General features: G+C 48.3%; 18 protein-coding genes, 17 tRNA genes and 2 rRNA genes. 32 read left to right on the forward strand and 5 right to left on the reverse strand.

All coding sequences use genetic code 11. From position 1 onward, the window contains the following. Positions 1-73: 73 nt before the first annotated feature. The 28 genes from BS614_RS04840 (at position 74) to BS614_RS04975 (ending at position 15,265) form a co-directional block, all read left to right on the forward strand. Positions 74-2,999: ribosomal RNA gene (locus BS614_RS04840) — 23S ribosomal RNA — on the forward strand. Positions 3,000-3,072: 73 nt separating this feature from the next. Next, positions 3,073-3,189, forward strand: a 5S ribosomal RNA gene (gene rrf / locus BS614_RS04845). A gap of 38 nt (positions 3,190-3,227) precedes the next feature. Further along, positions 3,228-3,301: transfer RNA gene (locus BS614_RS04850), tRNA-Ile, on the forward strand. 34 nt (positions 3,302-3,335) lie between these two features. Beyond that, positions 3,336-3,411, forward strand: a tRNA-Ala gene (locus BS614_RS04855). Between the two features lies 1 nt (position 3,412). Further along, positions 3,413-3,488 (forward strand) — tRNA-Asn (locus tag BS614_RS04860). A 4-nt stretch (positions 3,489-3,492) separates the two neighbouring features. Then, positions 3,493-3,564, forward strand: a tRNA-Glu gene (locus BS614_RS04865). A 6-nt stretch (positions 3,565-3,570) separates the two neighbouring features. Continuing rightward, positions 3,571-3,646, forward strand: a tRNA-Val gene (locus BS614_RS04870). Between the two features lie 16 nt (positions 3,647-3,662). Then, a tRNA-Met gene (locus tag BS614_RS04875) sits at positions 3,663-3,736 on the forward strand. A gap of 27 nt (positions 3,737-3,763) precedes the next feature. Beyond that, positions 3,764-3,841, forward strand: a tRNA-Asp gene (locus BS614_RS04880). A gap of 19 nt (positions 3,842-3,860) precedes the next feature. Then, positions 3,861-3,936, forward strand: a tRNA-Phe gene (locus tag BS614_RS04885). 20 nt (positions 3,937-3,956) lie between these two features. Next, positions 3,957-4,032: transfer RNA gene (locus BS614_RS04890), tRNA-Thr, on the forward strand. A gap of 9 nt (positions 4,033-4,041) precedes the next feature. Continuing rightward, positions 4,042-4,127 (forward strand) — tRNA-Tyr (locus tag BS614_RS04895). A gap of 10 nt (positions 4,128-4,137) precedes the next feature. Next, positions 4,138-4,213, forward strand: a tRNA-Lys gene (locus BS614_RS04900). Between the two features lie 6 nt (positions 4,214-4,219). After that, positions 4,220-4,300 (forward strand) — tRNA-Leu (locus BS614_RS04905). A 10-nt stretch (positions 4,301-4,310) separates the two neighbouring features. Then, a tRNA-Gly gene (locus BS614_RS04910) sits at positions 4,311-4,385 on the forward strand. A gap of 7 nt (positions 4,386-4,392) precedes the next feature. After that, positions 4,393-4,469, forward strand: a tRNA-Arg gene (locus BS614_RS04915). Positions 4,470-4,486: 17 nt separating this feature from the next. Next, positions 4,487-4,565, forward strand: a tRNA-Leu gene (locus BS614_RS04920). Positions 4,566-4,572: 7 nt separating this feature from the next. Next, positions 4,573-4,646, forward strand: a tRNA-Pro gene (locus BS614_RS04925). A 10-nt stretch (positions 4,647-4,656) separates the two neighbouring features. Next, positions 4,657-4,727, forward strand: a tRNA-Gly gene (locus tag BS614_RS04930). Between the two features lie 392 nt (positions 4,728-5,119). Next, on the forward strand, positions 5,120-6,985 hold the full coding sequence (gene iolD / locus BS614_RS04935) for a 3D-(3,5/4)-trihydroxycyclohexane-1,2-dione acylhydrolase (decyclizing) (RefSeq protein WP_074093112.1): 1,866 nt from the start codon (positions 5,120-5,122) through the stop codon (positions 6,983-6,985). Positions 6,986-7,038: 53 nt separating this feature from the next. After that, positions 7,039-7,941 carry a myo-inosose-2 dehydratase gene (iolE, locus tag BS614_RS04940; RefSeq protein ID WP_074093113.1) on the forward strand — a complete coding sequence of 301 codons (903 nt, stop codon included), beginning with the start codon at positions 7,039-7,041 and terminating at the stop codon, positions 7,939-7,941. Between the two features lie 199 nt (positions 7,942-8,140). Further along, positions 8,141-9,151 carry a 5-dehydro-2-deoxygluconokinase gene (gene iolC, locus BS614_RS04945; RefSeq protein WP_047841171.1) on the forward strand — a complete coding sequence of 337 codons (1,011 nt, stop codon included), beginning with the start codon at positions 8,141-8,143 and terminating at the stop codon, positions 9,149-9,151. Between the two features lie 98 nt (positions 9,152-9,249). Then, on the forward strand, positions 9,250-10,725 hold the full coding sequence (locus BS614_RS04950) for a CoA-acylating methylmalonate-semialdehyde dehydrogenase (protein ID WP_244898267.1): 1,476 nt from the start codon (positions 9,250-9,252) through the stop codon (positions 10,723-10,725). A 68-nt stretch (positions 10,726-10,793) separates the two neighbouring features. Beyond that, positions 10,794-11,846 carry an inositol 2-dehydrogenase gene (iolG, locus tag BS614_RS04955; RefSeq protein ID WP_074093114.1) on the forward strand — a complete coding sequence of 351 codons (1,053 nt, stop codon included), beginning with the start codon at positions 10,794-10,796 and terminating at the stop codon, positions 11,844-11,846. A 111-nt stretch (positions 11,847-11,957) separates the two neighbouring features. Further along, a complete protein-coding gene (gene iolB, locus BS614_RS04960) occupies positions 11,958-12,764 on the forward strand; it encodes a 5-deoxy-glucuronate isomerase (RefSeq protein WP_074093115.1) in 807 nt (268 codons plus the stop codon). A 126-nt stretch (positions 12,765-12,890) separates the two neighbouring features. Beyond that, positions 12,891-13,898 carry a LacI family DNA-binding transcriptional regulator gene (locus tag BS614_RS04965; RefSeq protein ID WP_074093116.1) on the forward strand — a complete coding sequence of 336 codons (1,008 nt, stop codon included), beginning with the start codon at positions 12,891-12,893 and terminating at the stop codon, positions 13,896-13,898. Between the two features lie 333 nt (positions 13,899-14,231). After that, positions 14,232-14,759, forward strand: a complete 528-nt coding sequence (locus BS614_RS04970) for a hypothetical protein (RefSeq protein WP_074093117.1) — start codon at positions 14,232-14,234, stop codon at positions 14,757-14,759. After that, positions 14,756-15,265 carry a GNAT family N-acetyltransferase gene (locus BS614_RS04975; RefSeq protein ID WP_084174399.1) on the forward strand — a complete coding sequence of 170 codons (510 nt, stop codon included), beginning with the start codon at positions 14,756-14,758 and terminating at the stop codon, positions 15,263-15,265. The genes BS614_RS04970 and BS614_RS04975 overlap by 4 nt, the downstream gene beginning before the upstream one ends. A 148-nt stretch (positions 15,266-15,413) precedes the next feature. Here BS614_RS04975 and BS614_RS04980 read toward each other — a convergent pair whose 3' ends face one another. From BS614_RS04980 to BS614_RS04990, 3 genes are all read right to left on the reverse strand, one after another. Then, the gene (locus BS614_RS04980) at positions 15,414-15,773 is read right to left on the reverse strand and encodes a hypothetical protein (RefSeq protein WP_074093118.1); all 360 of its coding nucleotides are present in this window, start codon (positions 15,771-15,773) and stop codon (positions 15,414-15,416) included. Between the two features lie 260 nt (positions 15,774-16,033). After that, positions 16,034-16,873 carry a DUF4261 domain-containing protein gene (locus BS614_RS04985; protein ID WP_084174400.1) on the reverse strand — a complete coding sequence of 280 codons (840 nt, stop codon included), beginning with the start codon at positions 16,871-16,873 and terminating at the stop codon, positions 16,034-16,036. Positions 16,874-16,949: 76 nt separating this feature from the next. After that, entirely contained in the window at positions 16,950-17,255 is a 306-nt protein-coding gene (locus tag BS614_RS04990) for a DUF1304 domain-containing protein (RefSeq protein WP_047841175.1), read from the reverse strand. A 317-nt stretch (positions 17,256-17,572) separates the two neighbouring features. Between BS614_RS04990 and BS614_RS04995 the strand changes: the two genes are divergently transcribed. Then, positions 17,573-18,106 (forward strand): MOSC domain-containing protein, encoded by a 534-nt coding sequence (locus BS614_RS04995; RefSeq protein WP_074093120.1) that lies wholly within the window; start codon positions 17,573-17,575, stop codon positions 18,104-18,106. Between the two features lie 94 nt (positions 18,107-18,200). Here the strand turns inward: BS614_RS04995 and BS614_RS05000 are convergent, their stop codons facing one another. After that, positions 18,201-18,938 (reverse strand): WecB/TagA/CpsF family glycosyltransferase, encoded by a 738-nt coding sequence (locus BS614_RS05000; protein WP_074093121.1) that lies wholly within the window; start codon positions 18,936-18,938, stop codon positions 18,201-18,203. Positions 18,939-19,196: 258 nt separating this feature from the next. Between BS614_RS05000 and BS614_RS05005 the strand changes: the two genes are divergently transcribed. Together BS614_RS05005 and BS614_RS05010 are read left to right on the forward strand one after the other, a co-directional pair. Next, the gene (locus tag BS614_RS05005; RefSeq protein ID WP_017691129.1) at positions 19,197-19,646 is read left to right on the forward strand and encodes an SRPBCC family protein; all 450 of its coding nucleotides are present in this window, start codon (positions 19,197-19,199) and stop codon (positions 19,644-19,646) included. 177 nt (positions 19,647-19,823) lie between these two features. Continuing rightward, on the forward strand, positions 19,824-21,353 hold the full coding sequence (locus tag BS614_RS05010; protein ID WP_074093122.1) for a methyl-accepting chemotaxis protein: 1,530 nt from the start codon (positions 19,824-19,826) through the stop codon (positions 21,351-21,353). 147 nt (positions 21,354-21,500) lie between these two features. On the opposite strand, the gene pyk is transcribed toward BS614_RS05010, so the two are convergent. Beyond that, positions 21,501-22,916 carry a pyruvate kinase gene (pyk, locus tag BS614_RS05015; protein WP_074093123.1) on the reverse strand — a complete coding sequence of 472 codons (1,416 nt, stop codon included), beginning with the start codon at positions 22,914-22,916 and terminating at the stop codon, positions 21,501-21,503. Positions 22,917-23,029: 113 nt separating this feature from the next. Here pyk and BS614_RS05020 point away from each other — a divergent pair, with 113 nt between their 5' ends. Continuing rightward, positions 23,030-23,809: a helix-turn-helix domain-containing protein gene (locus BS614_RS05020; RefSeq protein ID WP_074093124.1), complete on the forward strand. Its 780-nt coding sequence runs from the start codon at positions 23,030-23,032 to the stop codon at positions 23,807-23,809. Positions 23,810-23,815 lie beyond the last annotated feature (6 nt).

The following is a 23,815-nucleotide window of genomic DNA, read 5'->3' on the forward strand; positions in this document are numbered from 1 at the left end:
CGGGTGAGAGCGACTTTTGGATTTGGACGTAGTCCAAACCAAGGGAAGCGAACGACCGAAACCGGAACAAAATGGTTAAGCTACTAAGAGCACACGGAGGATGCCTAGGCGCTAGGAGCCGATGAAGGACGTGGCGAACAACGAAACTGCCTCGGGGAGCTGTAAGCAAGCTTTGATCCGGGGGTGTCCGAATGGGGAAACCCAGCTGGGGTAATTTCCAGTTACTCACAACTGAATACATAGGTTGTGTAGAGGCATACCAGGGGAACTGAAACATCTAAGTACCCTGAGGAAGAGAAAACAATAGTGATTCCGTCAGTAGCGGCGAGCGAACGCGGAGAAGCCCAAACCAGAGAGCTTGCTCTTTGGGGTTGTGGGACGTCTCACATGGAGTTACAAAGGAACCGGTTAAGCGAAGAGGTCTGGAAAGGCCCGCCAAAGAAGGTAAAAGCCCTGTAGTTGAAAGTTGGTTCCCTCCGAGACGGATCCCGAGTAGTGCGGGGCACGTGAAACCCCGTATGAATCCGGCAGGACCATCTGCCAAGGCTAAATACTTCCTAGCGACCGATAGTGAAGCAGTACCGTGAGGGAAAGGTGAAAAGCACCCCGGAAGGGGAGTGAAATAGAACCTGAAACCGTGTGCTTACAAAAAGTCAGAGCCCGTTTTAGGGGTGATGGCGTGCCTTTTGTAGAATGAACCGGCGAGTTACGTTCCCGTGCAAGGTTAAGGTGAAGAGCCGGAGCCGCAGCGAAAGCGAGTCTGAATAGGGCGACATAGTACGTGGACGTAGACCCGAAACCGGGTGATCTACCCCTGTCCAGGGTGAAGGTGCGGTAACACGCACTGGAGGCCCGAACCCACGCATGTTGAAAAATGCGGGGATGAGGTGGGGGTAGCGGAGAAATTCCAATCGAACTCGGAGATAGCTGGTTCTCCCCGAAATAGCTTTAGGGCTAGCCTCGGAAAACAGAGTCGTGGAGGTAGAGCACTGATTGGGTGCGGGGCCCGCAAGGGTTACCAAGCTCAGTCAAACTCCGAATGCCATAGACTTACTTCCGGGAGTCAGACAGTGAGTGCTAAGATCCATTGTCAAAAGGGAAACAGCCCAGACCATCAGCTAAGGTCCCCAAGTGTGTGTTAAGTGGGAAAGGATGTGGAGTTGCACAGACAACCAGGATGTTGGCTTAGAAGCAGCCACCATTGAAAGAGTGCGTAATAGCTCACTGGTCGAGTGACTCTGCGCCGAAAATGTAACGGGGCTAAACACACCACCGAAGCTATGGCTTGATGCTTTGCATCAGGGGTAGGGGAGCGTTGTATAAGGGTTGAAGGTGTACCGTAAGGAGCGCTGGACATTATACAAGTGAGAATGCCGGTATGAGTAACGAAAAGATCAGTGAGAATCTGATCCGCCGAAAGCCTAAGGGTTCCTGAGGAAGGCTCGTCCGCTCAGGGTAAGTCGGGACCTAAGGCGAGGCCGAAAGGCGTAGTCGAAGGACAACAGGTCGAAATTCCTGTACCACCGTAAGCCGTTATGAGCAATGGGGGGACGCAGTAGGGTAGTGACGCGGACTGATGGATGTCCGTCTAAGCAGTAAGGCTGATGTGTAGGCAAATCCGCACATTGTAAGGCTGAGCTGTGATGGGGAGCGAAAATTATAGTAGCGAAGGTCATGATCTCACACTGCCAAGAAAAGCCTCTAGCCAGGTGATGGTGCCCGTACCGCAAACCGACACAGGTAGGCGAGAAGAGTATTCTAAGGCGCGCGGAAGAACTCTCGTTAAGGAACTCGGCAAAATGACCCCGTAACTTCGGGAGAAGGGGTGCCCCGGTAGTGTGAATAGCACGAGGGGGCCGCAGTGAAAAGGCCCAAGCGACTGTTTAGCAAAAACACAGGTCTGTGCGAAGCCGTAAGGCGAAGTATACGGGCTGACGCCTGCCCGGTGCTGGAAGGTTAAGGGGAGTGGTTAGGAGCAATCCGAAGCTGTGAACCGAAGCCCCAGTAAACGGCGGCCGTAACTATAACGGTCCTAAGGTAGCGAAATTCCTTGTCAGGTAAATTCTGACCCGCACGAATGGCGTAACGACTTGGGCGCTGTCTCAACGAGAGATCCGGTGAAATTTTAATACCTGTGAAGATGCAGGTTACCCGCGACAAGACGGAAAGACCCCATGGAGCTTTACTGCAGCTTGATATTGAATTTGGGTACGATCTGTACAGGATAGGTGGGAGCCTTTGAAGTGTGAGCGCCAGCTTGCGTGGAGGCAACGTTGGGATACCACCCTGATCGTATCTAGGTTCTAACCTGGTACCGTAATCCGGTGCGGGGACAGTGTCAGGTGGGCAGTTTGACTGGGGCGGTCGCCTCCTAAAGAGTAACGGAGGCGCCCAAAGGTTCCCTCAGAATGGTTGGAAATCATTCGAAGAGTGCAAAGGCATAAGGGAGCTTGACTGCGAGACCTACAAGTCGAGCAGGGACGAAAGTCGGGCTTAGTGATCCGGTGGTACCGCATGGAAGGGCCATCGCTCAACGGATAAAAGCTACCCTGGGGATAACAGGCTTATCTCCCCCAAGAGTCCACATCGACGGGGAGGTTTGGCACCTCGATGTCGGCTCATCGCATCCTGGGGCTGAAGTAGGTCCCAAGGGTTGGGCTGTTCGCCCATTAAAGCGGTACGCGAGCTGGGTTCAGAACGTCGTGAGACAGTTCGGTCCCTATCTGTCGTGGGCGTAGGAAATTTGAGAGGAGCTGTCCTTAGTACGAGAGGACCGGGATGGACGTACCGCTGGTGTACCAGTTGTTCCGCCAGGAGCACCGCTGGGTAGCTATGTACGGACGGGATAAACGCTGAAAGCATCTAAGCGTGAAGCCCCCCTCAAGATGAGATTTCCCAGTATGTAAGACCCCTTGAAGACGACGAGGTAGATAGGCTGGGGGTGGAAGTGCAGCAATGCATGGAGCTGACCAGTACTAATCGGTCGAGGGCTTATCCAATAGCAAGTTGTAATTCGCATGTTTCGTTTCGAATCTAGTTTTCAGAGAACGATCTCTGAATGTAAGCTACGCGTTTGGTGGCGATGGCGGAGGGGTTCCACACGTACCCATCCCGAACACGACCGTTAAGCCCTCTAGCGCCGATGGTACTTGGACCGCAGGGTCCTGGGAGAGTAGGACGCCGCCAAGCGAAACCCCATTGGGGTATTTTTTTTCGAAAATTGATAAGGGCCCTTAGCTCAGTTGGTTAGAGCGCACCTCTGATAAGGGTGAGGCCGGTGGTTCGAGTCCACCAGGGCCCATAGCAAGACCACAACAAGAAATACACCAGAGTATGGGGCCATAGCTCAGCTGGGAGAGCGCCTGCCTTGCAAGCAGGAGGTCAGCGGTTCGATCCCGCTTGGCTCCACCATTCCCTGATAGCTCAGTTGGTAGAGCACTCGACTGTTAATCGAGTTGTCACAGGTTCGAGCCCTGTTCGGGGAGCCAGTAAGGCCCGTTGGTCAAGGGGTTAAGACACCTCCCTTTCACGGAGGTAACAGGGGTTCGAATCCCCTACGGGTCATAATATGGAGGCTTAGCTCAGCTGGGAGAGCATCTGCCTTACAAGCAGAGGGTCGGGGGTTCGATCCCCTCAGCCTCCACCATATAACTTTATAACGACGCGGGGTGGAGCAGCCCGGTAGCTCGTCGGGCTCATAACCCGAAGGCCGCAGGTTCAAATCCTGCCCCCGCAATTATACTTTCCTTTGAGAAAGTGATCTGGAACCGTGGTGTAGTTGGCCTAACATGCCTGCCTGTCACGCAGGAGATCGCGGGTTCGAATCCCGTCGGTTCCGCCATTTTTTTTAAATGTAGTAAGGCTCGGTAGCTCAGTCGGTAGAGCAGAGGACTGAAAATCCTCGTGTCGGCGGTTCGATTCCGTCCCGAGCCACCATTTATAACACCATGTAATACGCCGGTGTAGCTCAACTGGTAGAGCAACTGACTTGTAATCAGTAGGTTGGGGGTTCAAGTCCTCTCGCCGGCACCATGTAATCCTGGAGGATTAGCGAAGCGGCCAAACGCATCAGACTGTAAATCTGCTCCCGTACGGGTTCGGTGGTTCGAATCCATCATCCTCCACCAGTTTTTCTATGAGTCATTAGCTCAGTTGGTAGAGCACCTGACTTTTAATCAGGGTGTCGAAGGTTCGAGCCCTTCATGACTCACCATTATATGCGCGTGTGGCGGAATTGGCAGACGCACTAGACTTAGGATCTAGCGTCTTTGACGTGGGGGTTCAAGTCCCTCCACGCGCATTCTTTATTTGCGGAAGTGGCTCAGCGGTAGAGCATCGCCTTGCCAAGGCGAGGGTCGCGGGTTCGATTCCCGTCTTCCGCTCCAATATTTTGCGCCCTTAGCTCAGCTGGATAGAGCGTTTGACTACGAATCAAAAGGCCGGGAGTTCGAATCTCTCAGGGCGCGCCATTATAACTTCATATTTTGCCGGCGTGGCGGAATGGCAGACGCGCTCGACTCAAAATCGAGTGGGAAACCGTGGAGGTTCGAGTCCTCTCGCCGGTATAGATAACGGGATGTAGCTCAGCTTGGTAGAGCACCTGGTTTGGGACCAGGGGGTCGCATGTTCAAATCGTGTCATCCCGATTGTTGTTATGCGGGTGTAGTTCAATGGTAGAACTTTAGCCTTCCAAGCTAATAGCGTGGGTTCGATTCCCATCACCCGCTTATATATTGAAAAAGAAAGAGATGGTATTCACCGTCTCTTTCTTTTTTTGCTTTCATAGGTATATTGGCGATTGTAGTATACGAAGATCATGGAATATATGGCTCACATGCGTGTACCAGCATGTATCCCATCCTCACGATATATTTCCCTCTTTTTTAAGTCTCTTCTTAGTCATTGTGGAAGTGTTCAAATAGAGAAGGTCTAACACATGTTCGAACACAAGAATATCTTTTCTTTACCACATTTAATAAAACGCTTACAAAAATAGCTTGCGTAAATCATTAACCTGTAATACCATATCAATTAAGCGCTTAACCTTCAGGGGTAAGGCGCTTAAACTTAACGTAGATTAAGCGCTTAACCCGTAAAGGAAAGGACGGCGATCAAATTCATGAAAACAATTCGATTAACGATGGCTCAGGCACTGCTTCGATATCTGGATCAGCAATATATTTCGGTTGACGGTGTGGAAACCAAGTTTGTGAAGGGAATCATCGGCATTTTTGGACATGGCAACGTAACAGGCATTGGAGAAGCGTTGGAGCGCAGTCCGGGAAGCCTGACGTATATGCAAGGCAAGAACGAACAAGGTATGGTGCATACGGCAGCGGCTTATGCCAAGCAGAAGAACCGTAGACAGATCTATGCATGTACAACATCCATTGGACCTGGTGCTTTGAATATGATTACAGCCGCAGCTACTGCAACGGTGAACCGGATACCGGTTTTATTGCTTCCTGGAGATAACTTTGCTACACGGGAACCGGACCCGGTACTTCAGCAGTTGGAAGTGAGCAGTGACTATACAATCTCAGCCACTGATCCATTCAAAGCCGTCAGCAAGTACTGGGATCGCATCGTTCGTCCCGAACAGCTGATGATTGCTGTTACACAGGCCATGCGTGTGCTAACCGATCCAGCAGAGACGGGAGCAGTAACGCTCGCACTGCCGCAGGATGTGCAGGCAGAGGCGTACGATTATCCAGAATCGTTCTTTGCCCGCAAAGTACATTATCTGGACCGTCGCCCCCCGGTACAGGCAGCCATTGAACGGGCAACGGAACAGATTGCCCGTGGCAGAAAGCCGCTACTCGTTGCAGGCGGCGGTGTGTTGTACTCTGAGGCATCCGCCCAGCTCGTGGAATTCGCGGAGGCATTTGGTATTCCGATCGCCGAGACGCAGGCGGGCAAGAGTGCAGTCTCTTGGGACCACCCACTAAATGTGGGGGCCATCGGGGTTACCGGCTCTCTGGCAGCCAATAGGCTGGCGAGAGAAGCGGATGTGGTGATCGGCGTCGGTACGCGGTTCTCGGATTTTACGACGGCGTCCCGCTCTGCTTTTCAACATCCGGAAGCTTCATTCATCAACATTAACCTGAACGGCATGGATGCCGCCAAGCTAGGCGGGGAAGCCATTCTGGCAGATGCACGCGAAGGATTGCAGGCTTTGCAGAAGGAATTGCAGCAAAGACAATACCGAAGTGCATATGGTGCATCCGAAATCGCTGATCTCCGCGCTGAGTGGAATGCAGAAGTGGATCGGCTGTATGCAGCTCAACATGAAGCAGGGCTGGCACAGACTACAGCAGTTGGCATCGTTAACCGGACCATTGATCCATCCTCCGTCATAGTGTGTGCGGCAGGCAGTCTGCCGGGTGATCTACATCGTCTGTGGCGTCCGTCTGAACCAAAGACATACCACATGGAGTATGGATTCTCCTGTATGGGGTACGAGGTAAGTGGAGCGTTCGGAGCAGCACTTGCCGAGCCGGATCGTGAAGTGTACGCCATGGTAGGGGATGGCAGTTATCTGATGCTGCATTCGGAGTTTGTGACTAGTTTGCAGGAACAGAAGAAGATGACCGTTCTATTATTCAACAACAATGGATTCCAATGTATTCATAATTTACAGCGGGAACATGGTAGTGACGGGTTCGGCAATGAGTTCCGTTATCGGGAATCCGAGAGTGGACGACTGACCGGGGATTACATGCCGATGGACTTTGCTGCACACGCCCGAAGCATGGGAGCCAAATCCTATAGAGCGGAGACAGCAGAACAGCTGGAACAGGCACTCCGAGATGCGAAGAACGAAACAGTGAGTACGTTGATTGAGATTCCGGTCGTGCCTGGAACCAACGCAGGTGGATACGAGTCGTGGTGGAATGTAGGTGTGCCTGAGGTATCTGCCGAAGAAAAGGTAGTTCATGCTCATCACACCATGCAAGCCAACCGTGCTAAAGCAAGACTTATTTAATCCGGTTTAATATAGTGAACCACAATGTTGAACGACAAAGGAGACGTGGGGCAATGAGCAAGCTGCCATTCCAGCTTGGGATTCATCCGATCAATTGGGTCGGTGAAGATGTGAAGGAGCATGGTGATGCGACAACGTGTGCACAGATTCTGGATGATATTCAGCGTCTTGGGCTGACAGGTACAGAGATGGGACGTAAATATCCAACTGATCCTGCTATATTGCGTGAGGAATTGAGTAAAAGGAATATCAATCTGGTCTCCCAGTGGAAATCGGTACTTTTCTCCGATCCGGCGTATCGTCAGTCGGAGCTGGACAGTTATCGCAGACATGCGGAATTTCTGCAATCCATGGGCAGTAAGGTGATCAGTACGGCGGAGGTAGGCGGGTCACTTCATTTTGATCCAAGACGGACACCGAATGAAAAAGAAGTGCTTAGACTCAGCGAATCTGAATGGCATATCCTCGCTGAAGGATTGAATGAAGCAGGAGCCATTGCCCGTGAACATGGGTTGAAGCTTACGTACCATCATCATGGAGGCACAGTGGTAGAACAACCGGATGAGATTGATCGACTGATGGAGCTGACAGACCCTTCTCTCGTGTATCTGCTCTATGATACTGGTCATGCCTATTATGGCGGAGCCAATCCGCTTGAACTGTTGCGCAAACATTATGATCGGATCGCCTATATCCATCTGAAAGACATTCGCCCTCATGTGCTGGATGAAGCACGCGCGGAGCAGTCTGATTTTGTCGGATGTATTCGTAGAGGCGTGTTCACTGTACCAGGAGATGGATGCATTGATTTTGCACCAATTCTGCAAGAACTGATCACACGAGGGTACGATGGCTGGGCGATGCTAGAAGGAGAGCAGGACCCTGCGATTCATAACCCTTATGAGTATGCGAAGCGATCTTTGAACTATATGGAGTCGTTATACCAACACAGCTGATTCGTTCAGCATTGCAGCGGTCAGAGGCCACACCTATGAAGCGAAAAAGGAAGAAGGCCAGCAAGAGTATAACGTTACGATTGGAAAATAAAACTGACTTACTCTAGCCGTTTACGAGTTCTTACGATGGAATGAGTAACTAGTCTAGATATCCATATAGAACATGGAAAATCCCACTACAGAAAGGGGCTCACATGCAATGACTTACGTATCCTTTCCGGTATCCAGGAAGAAGGATTTCACCGCGATTGGCCGCTTGTGCATCGACTTGAACGCCAACGAGATCAATCGCCCGATGGAAGAGACGATGACGTTCACGAAGTATGTTGGTGGCTCTCCGGCCAATATTACGATTGGCATGTCCAGACTGGGTATGGAGACGGCTTTTATCGGTAAGATCGCGGGTGACCAGATGGGCAGATTCATCCAGAGTTATTTGGAGAAGAACGGCATCGACACATCAAATGTAGTTACAGATGACACTGGAGCGGTGACAGGGCTTGCTTTTACCGAAATCAAAAGCCCAACGGATTGCAGTATCCTGATGTACCGGGACAATGTAGCTGATCTGTTATTACAGGCGCAAGAGGTACAAGAGCAGTTGATTGCTGACTCCAAAGTGCTGTTAATCTCAGGCACAGCCCTCGCGCAGAGCCCATCCCGTGAAGCCGTATTACAGGCACTAACGTATGCAAAAAAACATGGCACAGTTATTGTGTTTGATCTGGACTATCGCCCATACACATGGACATCGGACGAAGAGACAGCGGTCTATTACAACCTTGCAGCCGAGAAATGCGATATCATCCTCGGCACACGTGAAGAGTTCGACATGATGGAGACATTCGACCACAATCCGGATCATAGCGATCAAGTAACTGCACAGAAATGGTTTGATTTCTCAGCGAATATTGTAGTAATCAAACACGGGAAGGAAGGATCCATTGCTTATACGCGTGAAGGGCTTTCCCATCGTGCGGACAGCTATCCGGCAAAAGTGGTCAAAACGTTCGGCGCAGGCGATTCCTATGCGGCTGGGTTCCTGTATGGATTGATGCAGGGCTGGACAATTGAGCGCAGTATGGCGTATGGCAGTGGCGCAGCAAGTATCGTCATTTCGAGCCACAGCTGTTCGGATGCGATGCCAACGGTGGAACAGGTGAATGACTACATCGAACGTTGCAATCGGGGCGAGATTACCGTGTCTTGAAGCTCGTTGCAATACTTTGAATAACACACTCATACAGATCTATAACAATGAACATGTTGAACATAAGGGATCACACATAAGTGAAGGGAGACAGGGCTATGGGAAAAGGAATTTCTGAAGCGTCTGCAACAGCGACAATGGTACAAAACTGGATCGGAGGTGCCTGGGTAACCCCAGCGTCAACTCGCACGGAGCCAGTGGTGAATCCGGCTACAGAAGAGGTTATTGCACATGTGCCACTATCCGAACAAGCGGACGTGGATCTGGCGGTTCAGACAGCACAAGAAGCGTTCAAATCCTGGAGCAGCACACCGGTTCCGCGCCGTGCACGTATTCTGTTCCGCTACCAGCAGTTGCTGGTTGAACATTGGGAAGAGCTCGCTCGCCTAGTGACACTGGAGAACGGTAAAAGTTATGCCGAAGCGTACGGCGAGGTATTACGTGGCATTGAATGCGTCGAGTTCGCGGCAGGTGCCCCGAATCTGATGATGGGCAAACAACTGCCTGATATCGCGACAGGACTGGAGTCGGGCATGTACCGCTACCCAATCGGCGTAATTGGGGGGATTACCCCGTTCAACTTCCCGATGATGGTGCCGTGCTGGATGTTCCCGCTGGCTATTGCGTGTGGTAACACCTTTGTCCTGAAGCCGTCCGAGCGCACACCGCTGCTGGCAGGCCGCCTGGCAGAGCTGTTCAAGGAAGCGGGGCTTCCGGACGGCGTGCTCAACATCGTTCACGGTGCGCATGATGTCGTGAACGGGTTGCTGGAACATAAGGATGTTCAAGCGATCTCCTTTGTCGGATCACAACCTGTGGCTGAATACGTCTACACTACCGCATCCAAGCATGGCAAACGGGTACAGGCACTCGCGGGTGCCAAAAACCACTCCATCGTTATGCCGGACGCCGATCTGGATCTAACCGTGAAAGAGATTACCAGTGCAGCTTTTGGTTCAGCAGGGGAGCGTTGCATGGCATGTGCGGTTGTTGTGGCTGTGGGTGATGTGGCTGACGAACTGGTACAAAAGCTGGTGGAAGCGGCAGACCGCATTACCATTGGTAACGGCATGGATGAGGGCGTGTTCCTCGGTCCTGTCATCCGTGGACCACATAAAGAGCGTACACTCAGTTACATTGAAGCCGGAGAGCAGGAAGGCGCGGCATTGATTCGGGATGGACGTAAGGATCAGGCGACAGGTGAATCCGGTTATTTTGTAGGGCCTACGGTATTCGACCAAGTTGATAGCAATATGAAAATCTGGCAGGATGAGATCTTTGCTCCGGTACTCTCGGTGGCAAGAGTGTCTACGCTGGAGGAAGCCGTTGAGCTGGCGAACCGTTCTGATTTTGCCAACGGGGCGTGTCTGTTCACCCGCAGCGGGGCGAGTATGCGTCAATTCCGTGAAACAATTGATGCGGGCATGTTGGGTATTAACCTGGGCGTACCTGCGCCAATGGCATTTTTCCCGTTTTCCGGTTGGAAAAAGTCCTTCTATGGTGATCTACATGCCAATGGTACGGATGGTGTTGAATTCTACACTCGCAAGAAGATGGTAACGGCGCGCTGGTAACAACGAGAGCATCACTCGGGCTAAGGGAATGCCTAGCCCATATGGACGCACATAGGGAGGATAACGGAATGGGCAAGGACAAAGTGAGAATTGGCATCATCGGTGCTGGACGGATCGGCAAAATTCATGCAGACAATCTCCTGCGCAACCCGCATGCCGAGATTGTGGGAATCAGTGACTTGTTTGCAGGTCCTGAATTGGAGGCTTGGGCCTCCGACCGTGGCATCCCTGTGGTAACAACGGATAGTAGCCAGTTGATATCGATGCCTAATGTAGACGCGGTACTGATCTGTTCTTCAACAGATACACATGTGCCGCTGATCGAACAGGCCGCTCAGGCGGGCAAACATATCTTCTGCGAGAAGCCGGTCAGCATGGATCTGGCACAGACCCAAGCGGCAGTAGCGGTAGTTCAAAAGGCTGGCGTGAAGCTGCAAATTGGATTTAACCGCCGCTTCGATCACAATTTCAGACGGATACGTGCGCATGTGCAGGATGGTACGATTGGTGATCCACATATTATCAAAATTACGTCTCGCGACCCGAGTCCGCCTCCTGCGGAGTACATCCGGGTGTCTGGCGGGATCTTCATGGACATGATGATCCACGATTTTGACATGGCCCGTTATCTGTCCGGGAGTGAAGTGGAAGAAGTGTACGCTCAGGGCAACGTGCTGATCAATCCGGTTTTTGCGGAACATGGTGACGTGGATACAGCGATTGTAACGATGACTTTTGCCAATGGAGCGATTGGTGTTATTGATAACAGCCGTCAGGCAGTATACGGATACGATCAGCGTGTTGAAGTATTTGGCTCGAAGGGTAGCGCCGCAGCGGCGAATGATCATCCAAATACGGCTGAGATCAGTACAGCGGCCGGGCTTATGCGCGACAAACCGTTACACTTTTTCCTGGAACGCTACAATGAAGCGTATGTGCAGGAGACAGCCCTCTTTATCGATGCAATCATCCATGATACACCAGTTATCGTAGATGGCCACGATGCAGTACAGGCAGAACGAATTGCGCTGGCAGCAAAACTGTCCATGGAGCGGGGAAGACCTGTGAAGCTGAGTGAAGTCCCTGGGGTGTCACTGGAATCGCAAACGGCAACGCCATAGGTGGATGATTAAAGTCACTTTTTTCTAATAGAGCGCAAGAATGGTCCAAGTTTTTGTTTTTTATAAGTATCAGGTTGTTGTGGACGATTACAGAAAGGAGTGGATGACAAGATGTCAGAACGTATTGTGAAACCCGTGGTCAACCCGGAGGGAGACGGTACACTTATAAACGTAACACCGGAGTCGGCGGGGTGGGAATATGTTGGCTTTCAGGTAGCGAAGCTGGCGGAGGGGGAGACGCTAACCCGTGAGAGCGGTGATCAGGAACTCTGTGTGGTGCTTCTCAGTGGTTTCGCCAATGTAAGTACCCGGGAGCACACATGGGATAATATCGGAAAAAGAATGAGTGTTTTCGAGAAAATTCCGCCGTATTCGGTCTACGTCTCAACTTCCGATCAAGTGCAGATCACAGCACGTACCGAACTGGAAATCGCTATATGTGTTGCACCCGGTAAAGGCACGTACCCGGCTCGTCTCATTGCACCCGAAGATGTAGGGGTAGAGGCACGAGGATATGGTAATCTGGAACGCCAGATTCACAACATTTTGCCGGAACAAAAAGAAGCGGACAGTCTGCTCGTTGTTGAGGTATTCACGCCAGATGGGCATTGGTCCAGTTACCCGCCACATAAGCATGATCGGGACGCACTCCCGGATGAATCTTTGCTGGAAGAAACGTATTATTTCCGTGTGCAGCCTGAGCAGGGGTTTGCCATTCAGCGCATATACACGGATGATCGTTCTGTGGATGAGACGCTAGCAGTGAAGAACGGAGAAGTGGTGCTTGTTCCGGACGGTTATCATCCGGTAGGTGCTCCTCCGGGGTATGAGGTCTACTATCTGAACGTGATGGCCGGCCCTACTCGGACATGGAAATTCCATAACGACCCTGACCATGAGTGGTTGATGAAAAAGTAAAACAGTTTATGCTACGCACATTGTGCTGGCTTCAAGTTGCGTATGCAGACTTCCCCCTGCATAATGAGAAGAGAACAATTATCTATGTATAACGAAACTTATATATAGCACAAATGGGGAACAACAATGAAAGCAACCATATACGATATAGCACGCGAGGCGGGTGTATCCATTGCAACCGTCTCGCAGGTCATTAATGGCAAAGGCAAGATCAGCGAGAAGCGGCGCGCTGAGATTATGGAGATCATGGAACGCCTTCATTATCAACCCAGTGCGATCGCAGCTGCACTTACAGGGAAGCAGACGTATACATTGGGGCTGCTCGTACCGGACATCTCAAACCCGTATTTCGCAGAACTCGCCAGAGCCGTGGAGGATCGAAGCCGTCAATTGGGTTACAGCGTGGTCATCTGCAGTACGGATAATAAGGACGAGCGGGTAGAGCGTTACCTGAATCTGCTTCAGCAAAAAAGGGTCGATGGCATGATGATCGGAACCGGGATCGATAATGCCGAAATTTTGTCACCGCTTTTGCAGCAGTCCATCCCTGTCGCTTTGATTGCACGTCATATGCCATCCCTGTCGGTTCATACAGTCACCATTGATGACATTCTCGGTGGAGCACTCGCAGCGGAGCATCTGCTTGAACTTGGGCACACCCGTGTAGCGGTTCTGTCGGAACCGTCCAAAGTCAGCAGCAGTCAGGAACGTGTACGTGGATTCCGTGAAACCCTGATTAAGGCAGGTCATACGCTGGAACCGAATCAGATCCGAGAATCGGCAGCTGACCTGAGCTCGGCCAAAAAAGAGGCGTTACTGCTGCTCGGTGAGAAGGATCACCCGACAGGTTTGTTCTGTTGTAATGACATTCAGGCCATTGGTGCACTTCAGGCAGCCAAAGAGCTGGGCCTAAGCGTGCCAGAGGATGTGTCGATTATCGGATTTGATAATACCATTCTGGCTTCGGTAACCAGTCCACCGCTTACGACCGTTGCCCAGCCGATTGAAGAACTGGGACATCGCGCTGTAGATCTGTTGATTGAAGAGTTAAAGGATGAACAAAAAGAGCCACAGAAGATTGTGCTGAAGCCTGAGCTGGTTATCCGAGAATCAGCAGGTCGTGTATTGAGCTGAAAACAATTAGGTTTCTGATGTAACCTGATCAGTTGTGAGACCAAGTCTACGTGTGTCATATTCATGGCTCGGGATAAGGGTTATCGTCTTACCTGGTTCTGAAAAGGTAATAACACAATATAACAAAGTTAACAAACAAGCCGCGTTCACCCTATGGGAGAACGCGACTTGTTCATTTAGATCTTTAATTTTTAGTGTAGCCCAAAACGTCATCGTAATTGAGGAACCAGAGATAAGAAATGACATTGGAACAGAAGGAGTGAGATGTTATACTGGAATATATCAATAATTACCAATTTATATGTTTTATGTAGGTATAGAGAGGGGAATGGGATGAGTAGACGAATCAAGATGATTATGGGTATCGCCATGATTATTGTTTTTTTAGTTATTGCAGTGCGTATGTATACCTCTGGTCAATATACTATGTATATCCCCAGCAAACATACGACGTTTCGAGCAGAGGTCACAGATCATATGACGATGCTGGATACATTGGATCAACTGACGATTAGGAAAATTTCCGACAATGAACCGTATAATGAAGATGATGAAATAACGATTACAGATCCCAAAGAGATTGGAGACATGCTGAAGCTATTAAAGGATGTTGATCTTAAAAGAGTACGGGAATTCGACGTTTCTGAAAGGAGTCCGCATTACTATGAGTGGCGACTTACCATAAATAAAGAAGAGCGCTTTACTGAAGATTTCGGAATCACGTTTTATAATGAACAATCTATCTCCATCTATAGCGGCGCGAAAACAAGAGACAAATTTCAGGACTACGAGGTTACCAATGAGTTTAATCTGATTGAGATGGACAGCCTTTTTGAAAAGTTGAAGGAGGGGCAAACATGACCATCATAACCAACTATTATGTACGCCCTATTGAAGAACAGGATATCCCTTTCCTATGGGAGATGTTATACGCATCCCTGCATAGAAGAGAAGGTGATGCACCTCTTCCAATCGAAAGTATTCATACTCCCGGACTGTCCAAATACGTTGAAGGCTGGGGAAGAGCAGGGGATTTCGGGTATGTTGCAGTTGACCAGCAAGGCAAGAGATTAGGTTCAATAACATTAAGATTCTATACGGATCAGAATGCGGGATACGGTTATGTGAATGCAGCTACGCCAGAGATGGGGATGGCTGTAACGGAAGATGCACGTGGAAAAGGAATAGGTACCTTGCTGCTTCAGTCCGCATTAGATGAGGTTGAATGGCGGGGAATTGAAGCAGTCTCGCTCAGTGTTGACCCGGATAACCAAGCGATTCGCTTATATAAGCGGTTAGGATTTGTGGAGGAGTGCCTAAATGGTACATCTGTAACGATGGTGCGTGTAAGTAAACTTGAATCTTAAATGATAAGCGGTCGGATCACTGGCAAAGCTGAGTAAGCCAAGTGGAACTGCAAAAGAAAAAGGCGCTTCCTCATGGGGAATGCCTCTTTCTTTGTGCCACGTACAGCATCGGTAGCTCTCTTTTTACTTACTCCGTATCACTTCAATATTATTTCAACAAAAATGCCAAAGCCTCGTCATAGGTTTCCCATTGGAACTCAGTCTGGTGCGCCGATTCTTTGGAAATCCGATTCAATTGCATTTTGGCGATCGCACCACCTACGACTACACTGGCTCGCTTCATCCCCCACTGTGTCAGTAATTTCTGATGCTCCACAATTTTTTCTTTGGTGTCCTGAGGGAAAGCCTTCATGTTCCGCATATCTACTAGCACATCAAACGAATTCCCCAATTGTTCCGCTATTCTCTGGATTTCTGTATTCGTTTGTTCGACATGTTCAGGAGAAACAATACCTTCCCAGATAATTTCAATAATAGGTTTAGTTGAATCCAAACGTCTAACAGACATGTAGGCAACTCCTCGATAATAAAATAATATGTAATATATGAGACTATAAGCCTATTAATTATACCTTTTTATAACGAGAATGAAAACTAAATTCATAATTAAGTGGTTCTTATGGACTACTTATTCCTAGGGAAGTTAAATTCAGGGATTGTTATCATATCTTCATTGGAAGGAAGGTTAAATAGCTAAAAGCCGCCCAGAGGTTGAACTCCAGACGGCTTCTACAACTGTGACATGATAAATTGAAAATCCTACGTAAGTTAGAAGCCAATCTTCAAACTGTTACCTTCCGTTGCTATACCTTTGGAAAGGGAAATGCTCAGCTTTTGTTCTGCCGAAAAACCAAGTGTTTCCCCGTCATGCAGTGTGACGTCGTTCTCAACCACATACGTTGTGGTCATGAACATCATCTCAAATACATCGCTTAAGGACTCCGACGATTGCATAATCTCCATCTCTTCTTTACCAAAGTTACGTAGTCCGTAAGTATAAGCTGAAGCGCCTTCGGCATTTTGGTATAATCCGATAAAAATCCAGAGCGAGACGGGCAACTCATCATGTTTGATCCCACGGCTGGTTTCGACATATTGACTGGCTTCAACAACAAGTGGGGCCATGTATATGGCCAGCGCGTGATCCAACTGTAACAAGGCACTCGCTGTTTGAGTAAACAGAACATGTCCCTCAATTGCATTTGTTGCATTCAGAACAGACACAATAATCTGAGACTGGTGCCGTGAGGTAACTTGCTCCGCTTCTCGCCAAAGGATGTTTAGCTTGGCATTCTCCTCAACTTCACGGTCAGGTACAGGCGCGGCAATGTGAGCACATACCACCTGCATCCCATTCACTTCGAAAAAGAGATTGCCCTCCTCCGGGCGTTCTTCAATCTCGATATCCCATTCGTTCTTCATGTTCCTGATGAAAAGGTCAAAATCACAATCGTCACGCTCCAGCAGGACAAAACCCACGATGGTTTCACTGTAATTCGTCGATTCGACAGCACCACCTGCAGGTACTTTCTCCTTTTTGCGCCGCCGAAGCTTGTCAAACAATCCCATGACATGTTCTCCTTCCAATTCCAGAACGATTCTGGTCATTGTACACTGCTATCTATTCACTACCTTACCATAAAGGAGTTAACATGAATCGAGGCAATGCACCATTCGACAGAAATTACAGGAACAGAACTAGCAACAACGCAATGATCGCAGGCAGACCTTGTTTGATAATGATCGACCGTGAAGAAGTTGCTCCTCCATAAAGAGCCGCAATAATCACACACGCCAGGAAGAAAATCTGAATATGCTGTCCAACGGCAGCATCCGGATATACGAGTCCCCAGATCAGACCTGCCGCAAGAAATCCATTGTAAAGACCTTGATTGGCCGCGAGAGATTTGGTGGATTTGGCGAATTCCGGCGTGAGATTAAAGGTTTTCATTGTGCGTGGACGAGTCCACATAAACATCTCCATCACCATGATATAGAAGTGTTCGACAGCTACAAGAGCTACAAAAATGATACTAATCAAAGGAAACACCTTGCTTTCTGATATGTAATTTATTTACTTGTCCATCCTAGTATAAATGTTTGCAACAAGAACGGAAAGAATAAATTCAATTTGTAACAATTTAATTTCGCATTATCTAAATTATTTATCGTTTTCCAGTTGAGTTATGATGTTGAAATTAAAAAATGGTTACAAAGGTAAGCATACGCCGATTGTCGACAATCCATTCATTGGGTAATAATGAACAATAAAGAAGTAATATTGCTCAGGAAAGGGAGGAGTTTACTATGGGAACAGTTCAATTCGTTATGTTGGCTGATGATCCATCCACATTTGTGACCCGAGTTGTACCTTTTATCGACATTGAGCTTGCAGGAATTTCGGGTGACCGTCATTATGGTCTGCTTCGTCCGGCGGACTCACGTCAGAAAATCTACAAGCGTGGCACACCGATTGCGAATCGCCGCCAGATCAGTATTGTGTCTGAGGAAGAATGTGCTCTTATTGCTGAGAAAATGAACATTCCTGAAGTGCGTCCAGAGTGGCTTGGTGCCAATATACTGGTCCGTGGCATTGATCGATTGACGGAACTGCCTGCTGGAACGCGGCTCCTATTTCCAAACGGGACAGGGTTAATATGCGAAGGGGAGAACCTTCCCTGTGTACATCCGGGAAAAATGATTGAACAATTCTATGAACAGGACGGTTTGCGCAAAAAATTCGTGCCTGCGGCTCGCAAAAAACGTGGGATTGTATGCTCGGTTGAACGGGAGGGTGTAATCCATACGGGGGATACCATAGAAGTCATTCGCCTGTCCTGATTTTCAGAACAGGTTTCTAATTGATCAGCCCTCGGCGCTCACCATGCGGATGTCTAGAGTGTAAGTATTCCTCTGGTGTACTGCTCATCTCACATTATTTAGGTTCTCTGAACAACAATGCCCGCACAGCAAAACGGGGTAAAATGAGTTGCCTGCGCCATCTCGAAGGTTGACTGAGGAGGCGATAGAGCCATTCCAGGTTAAGCTTCTGCCATATCGCAGGGGCACGTTTGGTTTTGCCTGCCACGATATCGAGACTGCCTCCAACACCTATGGCTACACGAGCGTTCAACTGGTGGCGATACTTGTTAATCCAGTGTTCCGCATGGGGTGCACCCAGAGCCACGATAAGAAAGTCTGGTTGAGCAGTAAAAATCTCTTCCACAATCTGTTGTTCCTCATCTGCCTGGAAGTAACCATGGTGTCTACCTTTTACAACAACTCCCGGATAACGTTGCGCAATAACTTTCACAGCCTGTTCACTTACGCTTTCCTCTGCTCCCAGCATGTAGAATGACCAGTGTTTTTGATCGCCTTCCTCCAATAAACGAAACAACAGATCACAACCGGTTACCCGTTCAGTCAATTGTCCGCCCCGAAAACGGGATACCATCACAATGCCAGCACCGTCAGCCGTTACCAACCCAGCTTGATCGACGATTTTGCGAAGAGAGGCATTCTTTTGACAGGACATAACAATCTCGGGATTACCTGTGATGACATGGAACAGTTCATTGCTTTCATGATCTACGACTTTATCAAGGATCGCAACGGTTTGATCCATCGTGACATTGGGAAAAGGGATACCCATAATATTCGTTGATTTGCTCATATCTCATTTCCTTTCTAAATTAGTCGCATTACCTTGAACAGGCCTGTTATTTCATTCCAGTTTAGTATATCTGATCTTCTGGGAAAGCACTATATGGACGCAATCCGTTTGGATCATGGTATAAACATTCCCGAAAACATAAAGAGCTTATATTTTACCTGCTGTCGCGTTTTTACAATACGGCCTTTGGGGTATAACGATAGGATAGGGGTGCGAGGTTGGCAGATCGCTTATCCAATACATAAAGGGAGTGAGTCCATGGAACTGAAATATGAATTCTATATCAATGCAGGACTGGAAGAGGTGTGGAATGCTCTAATATCACCAGACGGCACACGGAACAGCTTTTTCGGTAGTGAACTTCGCACCAATTTCCAACCAGGGCAGCCGTTTGCTTATGTAGGGCCAGGTAATGATGGTGCGGAGACTGTCCATGTGTATGGAGATATATTAGAATTTGAACCGTTGTCCAGACTTAGTTATCAGGAGCATCCCGGACCGTCGTACCATGCGAATCATGCCGAGCTTCAATCCAGAGTGGTCTTCCAGTTGGAAACTGTAGGTGAGTGTACGAAGCTGACGCTAATCAATGATCAATTTACAGATAACCATCCTTCCATTGCGAATGCACAGAGCAGCTGGTGGATGATTCTAAGCAGCATCAAAACTTGGGTGGAGACGGGGAAAACATTGAATTTTGGCTGGTAGCTGGTAAGAGGCAGTCATTTAAGATTTATTTTCATAAAAAATAAAGGCAATTAATATAAGAACCAGTGCTGATTCAGCGCTGGTTCTTGTTTTTATGCAAAATTAAGACTATTGCTCTACATTTAATGTCTGATAATGTCGAAATATATATCATATGAGCTAAGAGGAGAAATGAGCATGTTTCGTAAACGTACTGAATCGACCAAACACCTTCGTATAGATACTCATCAGAAATTATTGGAGTACAGTCGTAAACTGGTAGCAAACGCAGAAAAAGGCGACTATGACGCATGGATCGAAGATGGCATTGAGTTTCAGGATACTGATGAAATAGCTAGTAATATCAAAAAAGCAGTACATATGATGAAAGCTCAAAACGAAGCCGTGGAAATGCGGCTTAGAATGCTGAATCAGGCGATGAATGTGGGATTATGGGAATCTGAAATTGTTGCTGGTGATCCACTGGATAACAATAATATTGTCGCATTTTCGAATGAATTCCGCCAAATGTTAGGATTCCATAATGCCAAGGATTATCCCGATTCATTTGCAAGCTGGGCGAAATCGATATATCCGGATGACAGACCCCAACTGGTGCAGGAGATTATGAAACATGTGAATGACACAAGAGCAACAACTGCCTATAACGTCATCAGCCGTATGATTACAAAAAGTGGAGAAATCCGCTGGTTCCGATGCCTTGGACAAGTCATCCGAAATCAGGCTGGAGTTCCGGTCAAACTTCTGGGCATCATGTTTGATATTCATGAGGAGAAGAGCAAGTCTGATGAGCTGGAAGCACTCGTCACCCGATATGATCTGGTTAACCGCGCCTTGGTGGAGGCACCGTGGGATATGACCGTTGTGGCTGGAGATGTAGTTAATCCGAACAATGAATTTTGGTGGTCACCCCAGTTCCGTAAAGAATTAGGGTTTAAAGACGAGCAAGATTTCCCGAATGTGTTCAGCAGCTGGAGCAGCCGACTTCATCCGGAAGACCATGATCGGACAATCAACGAATTTGCCAGACATATGAACGATTACAGTGGTCGTACGCCGTACGATCTGGATTATCGTTTGCAACGCAAAGACGGGGAGTATCGGTGGTATCACGCGGGTGGGGAGACCATTAGGGATCAGGATGGAGTACCACTCCGTGTAGCTGGAACCATTCGAGATGTTACCCATGAGAAGAATAAGGAACAGATCGTGGAAGCCATGAATCTCAAAACAAAACAATTATCGGAGTCCATTGGCGAGATGGTACGTGGAATCAACTCGATTACCGATCAGGCACAGGATCTGGTGACTGCACAGGAGTTATCTGCCGATGCAGCTATTCAAGTGAAAAGCAGTGCAGATGATACGAAGAATATCACCGTGTTTATTCGAGAGATAGCCAGTCAGACCAATCTGCTGGGGTTGAATGCAGCAATTGAAGCTGCACGAGCGGGAGAGCTGGGACTGGGATTTGGCGTCGTTGCAGGTGAAGTGCGGAAACTGGCTGATCACAGTTCGGAGGCCACAGTAAATATCGAAGATAGCATGCAGAAGATGAAAACACTGATTGATCAGATTCTTGAACATATCGGTAATATGTCCACGTTAACGCAAAATCAGGCTGCCCTGACACAGCAGGTAAATGCTTCAATGGATGAGATCAACACCATGTCACAGGATCTGGTTAATTACTCACGGAATCTATAATCTCGAAGCCGTTTGTTGTAACATCACGATCATTGGCACACATCATCAACAAAAAATCCACCGGGATGCATTCTGCTCTCGGTGGATTTTTTGTATTTCTAGTTCTATTTTATAGCTAAGATATATAGCTTCAGTTCAGCTATTGAATTAAACTTGTTGAACTTTGATCAGGTTAGTATTACCGGATTGACCGATTGGAACACCAGCGGACAACACAATGATGTCACCTTTTTCAATGTAACCTGTTTTGATTGCGTTACGCGTAGCAGACTCGAACATTTCATCCGTTGTCGTTACTTTGTCGCCCATAACCGGAATAACACCGGAGAGCAGGCAGATTTTCGCCAATACTTCTTCATGTTGTGTAACTGCGATGATTGGCGCTTTTGGACGATATTTGGAGATCATGCGCGCTGTGAATCCACTCTCAGTCGAAGTGATGATTGCTTTTGCATTCAGTACGAGGGAAGAACTTACAGCGCCCTGACTGATAACTTCAGTAATATCAGCGATCTGTTGAGCCGATTTTTGTGCGAATTGCTCTTTGTAATCGATCATTGTTTCAGCACGGCGAGCAACAGCAGCCATCGTGCGCACGGATTGTACCGGATATTTACCAGCAGCTGATTCACCGGACAACATTACAACGTCAGCACCTTGAAGTACAGCGTTTGCCACGTCACTGACCTCAGAACGAGTAGGGCGTGGGTTCACTTGCATGGACTCCAGCATGTGTGTAGCTACGATAACCGGTTTACCAGCGCGGTTACATTTATCGATCATTTCTTTTTGCATCATTGGTACGTCTTCGATTGGCACCTCAACACCGAGATCTCCACGAGCTACCATGATGCCGTCAGAAGCCAAGATGATGTCGTCCAGATTAGTCATACCTTCTTGATTCTCGATTTTCGAGATGATCTGTACGTGCTCTACACCGCGTTCTTTCAAAATGCTGCGGATTTCACGGATGTCGTCACCTTTACGAACAAAGGATGCTGCGATAATTTCGATATCGTTTTCGATCCCAAATCCGATGTGCATAACGTCACGCTCGGTTACACCTGGCAATGTCGTTTTGATTCCTGGCAAGTTAACCCCTTTGCGTGGTTTCAGAATGCCGCCACTGATGATTTTACAATGGATATCGGATCCTTCCACAGACAGTACAGTCAGATCCACAAGGCCATCATCGATAAGGATACGATCGCCAGGTTTCACAACGAGGTTCAGTTCTGGATAGTTTACCGAGATACGCTCAGCGTCACCAAGAATTTCTTCGGTAGTCAGGATCAGCTCTTTACCCGCTTGCAGATGGCAGGATGCTTCTTTCAGTTTACCGATACGTACTTCTGGCCCTTTGATGTCCATCATGATCGGTATATAGGTATTCAGTTCGGAAGCTGCTTTGCGGATATTGTTAATCCGTGTAACGTGATCTTCCAGTTCGCCATGAGCCATGTTCAGACGGGCAACGGTCATACCTTCCTGAATCATTACTTTTAACAATTCGATTGAGTCACAAGCAGGTCCCATGGTACAAATAATTTTTGTTTTTAACATGCTAAATTTCCTCCTCATATTTAAGCTTATATGTGTATTGTAGCGTTTTCTGTCGAATCAGGGTATGAACTATAGTACAATGATTAGAGTATAGTCCGATAATGAGGTGTGTTATGGTCACTCCACTTGAAGTACGACATATTAATGGTGTCGGTTGGTACGAAGAAGCTGTGCAATCTCAAGAAACTTGGCGGCTTAGCTTGGTTACTTATGGAAAATGTGTATATTGGGTGAACGGTGATAAACAGATCATGGAAAAGGGTGAATTGCTCCTCATTCCAGGTGGTACCCCATATTACGGCAAGAGTATTCCTACAGTAACGCACACACAGATTGTAATTCAACTGCAACGCGACCATATGGAAACTCTGCCTGCACTGGAACGGTATGAGGCTTTGCGGCATAAACCTGGATGTTACGAACTGATCCATCAACGCATGAGCGCTATTTATCAACAATGGCAGGAGCGTCCGTCTTATTATGTCATGATGAGCCAAGCCTTATTGATGGAAGTGTTGATTTATATGAACAGGGAGCTTGATCGTGGAGTTATCCCGCCGGAGAGGCATAATCATGTTGAACGGATGAAGCGATATATTGAGCGGCATTATCGGGAGAAAGTGACGAAGGAAGAACTCGGGGACGAGATCAATAAAACTCCCAATTATGCTGCCGCATTATTCAAAAGCATGACAAATCAGACCATCAGTCAATATGTCCATGAGCAACGGATGAAACGAGCTATATATCTGCTCACTGAGTCACAACTCTCCATCCAGGAAATTGCCGAATTTCTCGGCTACCGGGATCTGTCTTATTTTTACCGCATATTCAAACGTATAACCGGAAGTCCACCGTCTGACCTTCTTCATGAACGGCCACCTATAGCATGAAACGCG

Source organism: Paenibacillus xylanexedens (assembly GCF_001908275.1).
Lineage (GTDB): Bacteria > Bacillota > Bacilli > Paenibacillales > Paenibacillaceae > Paenibacillus > Paenibacillus xylanexedens_A.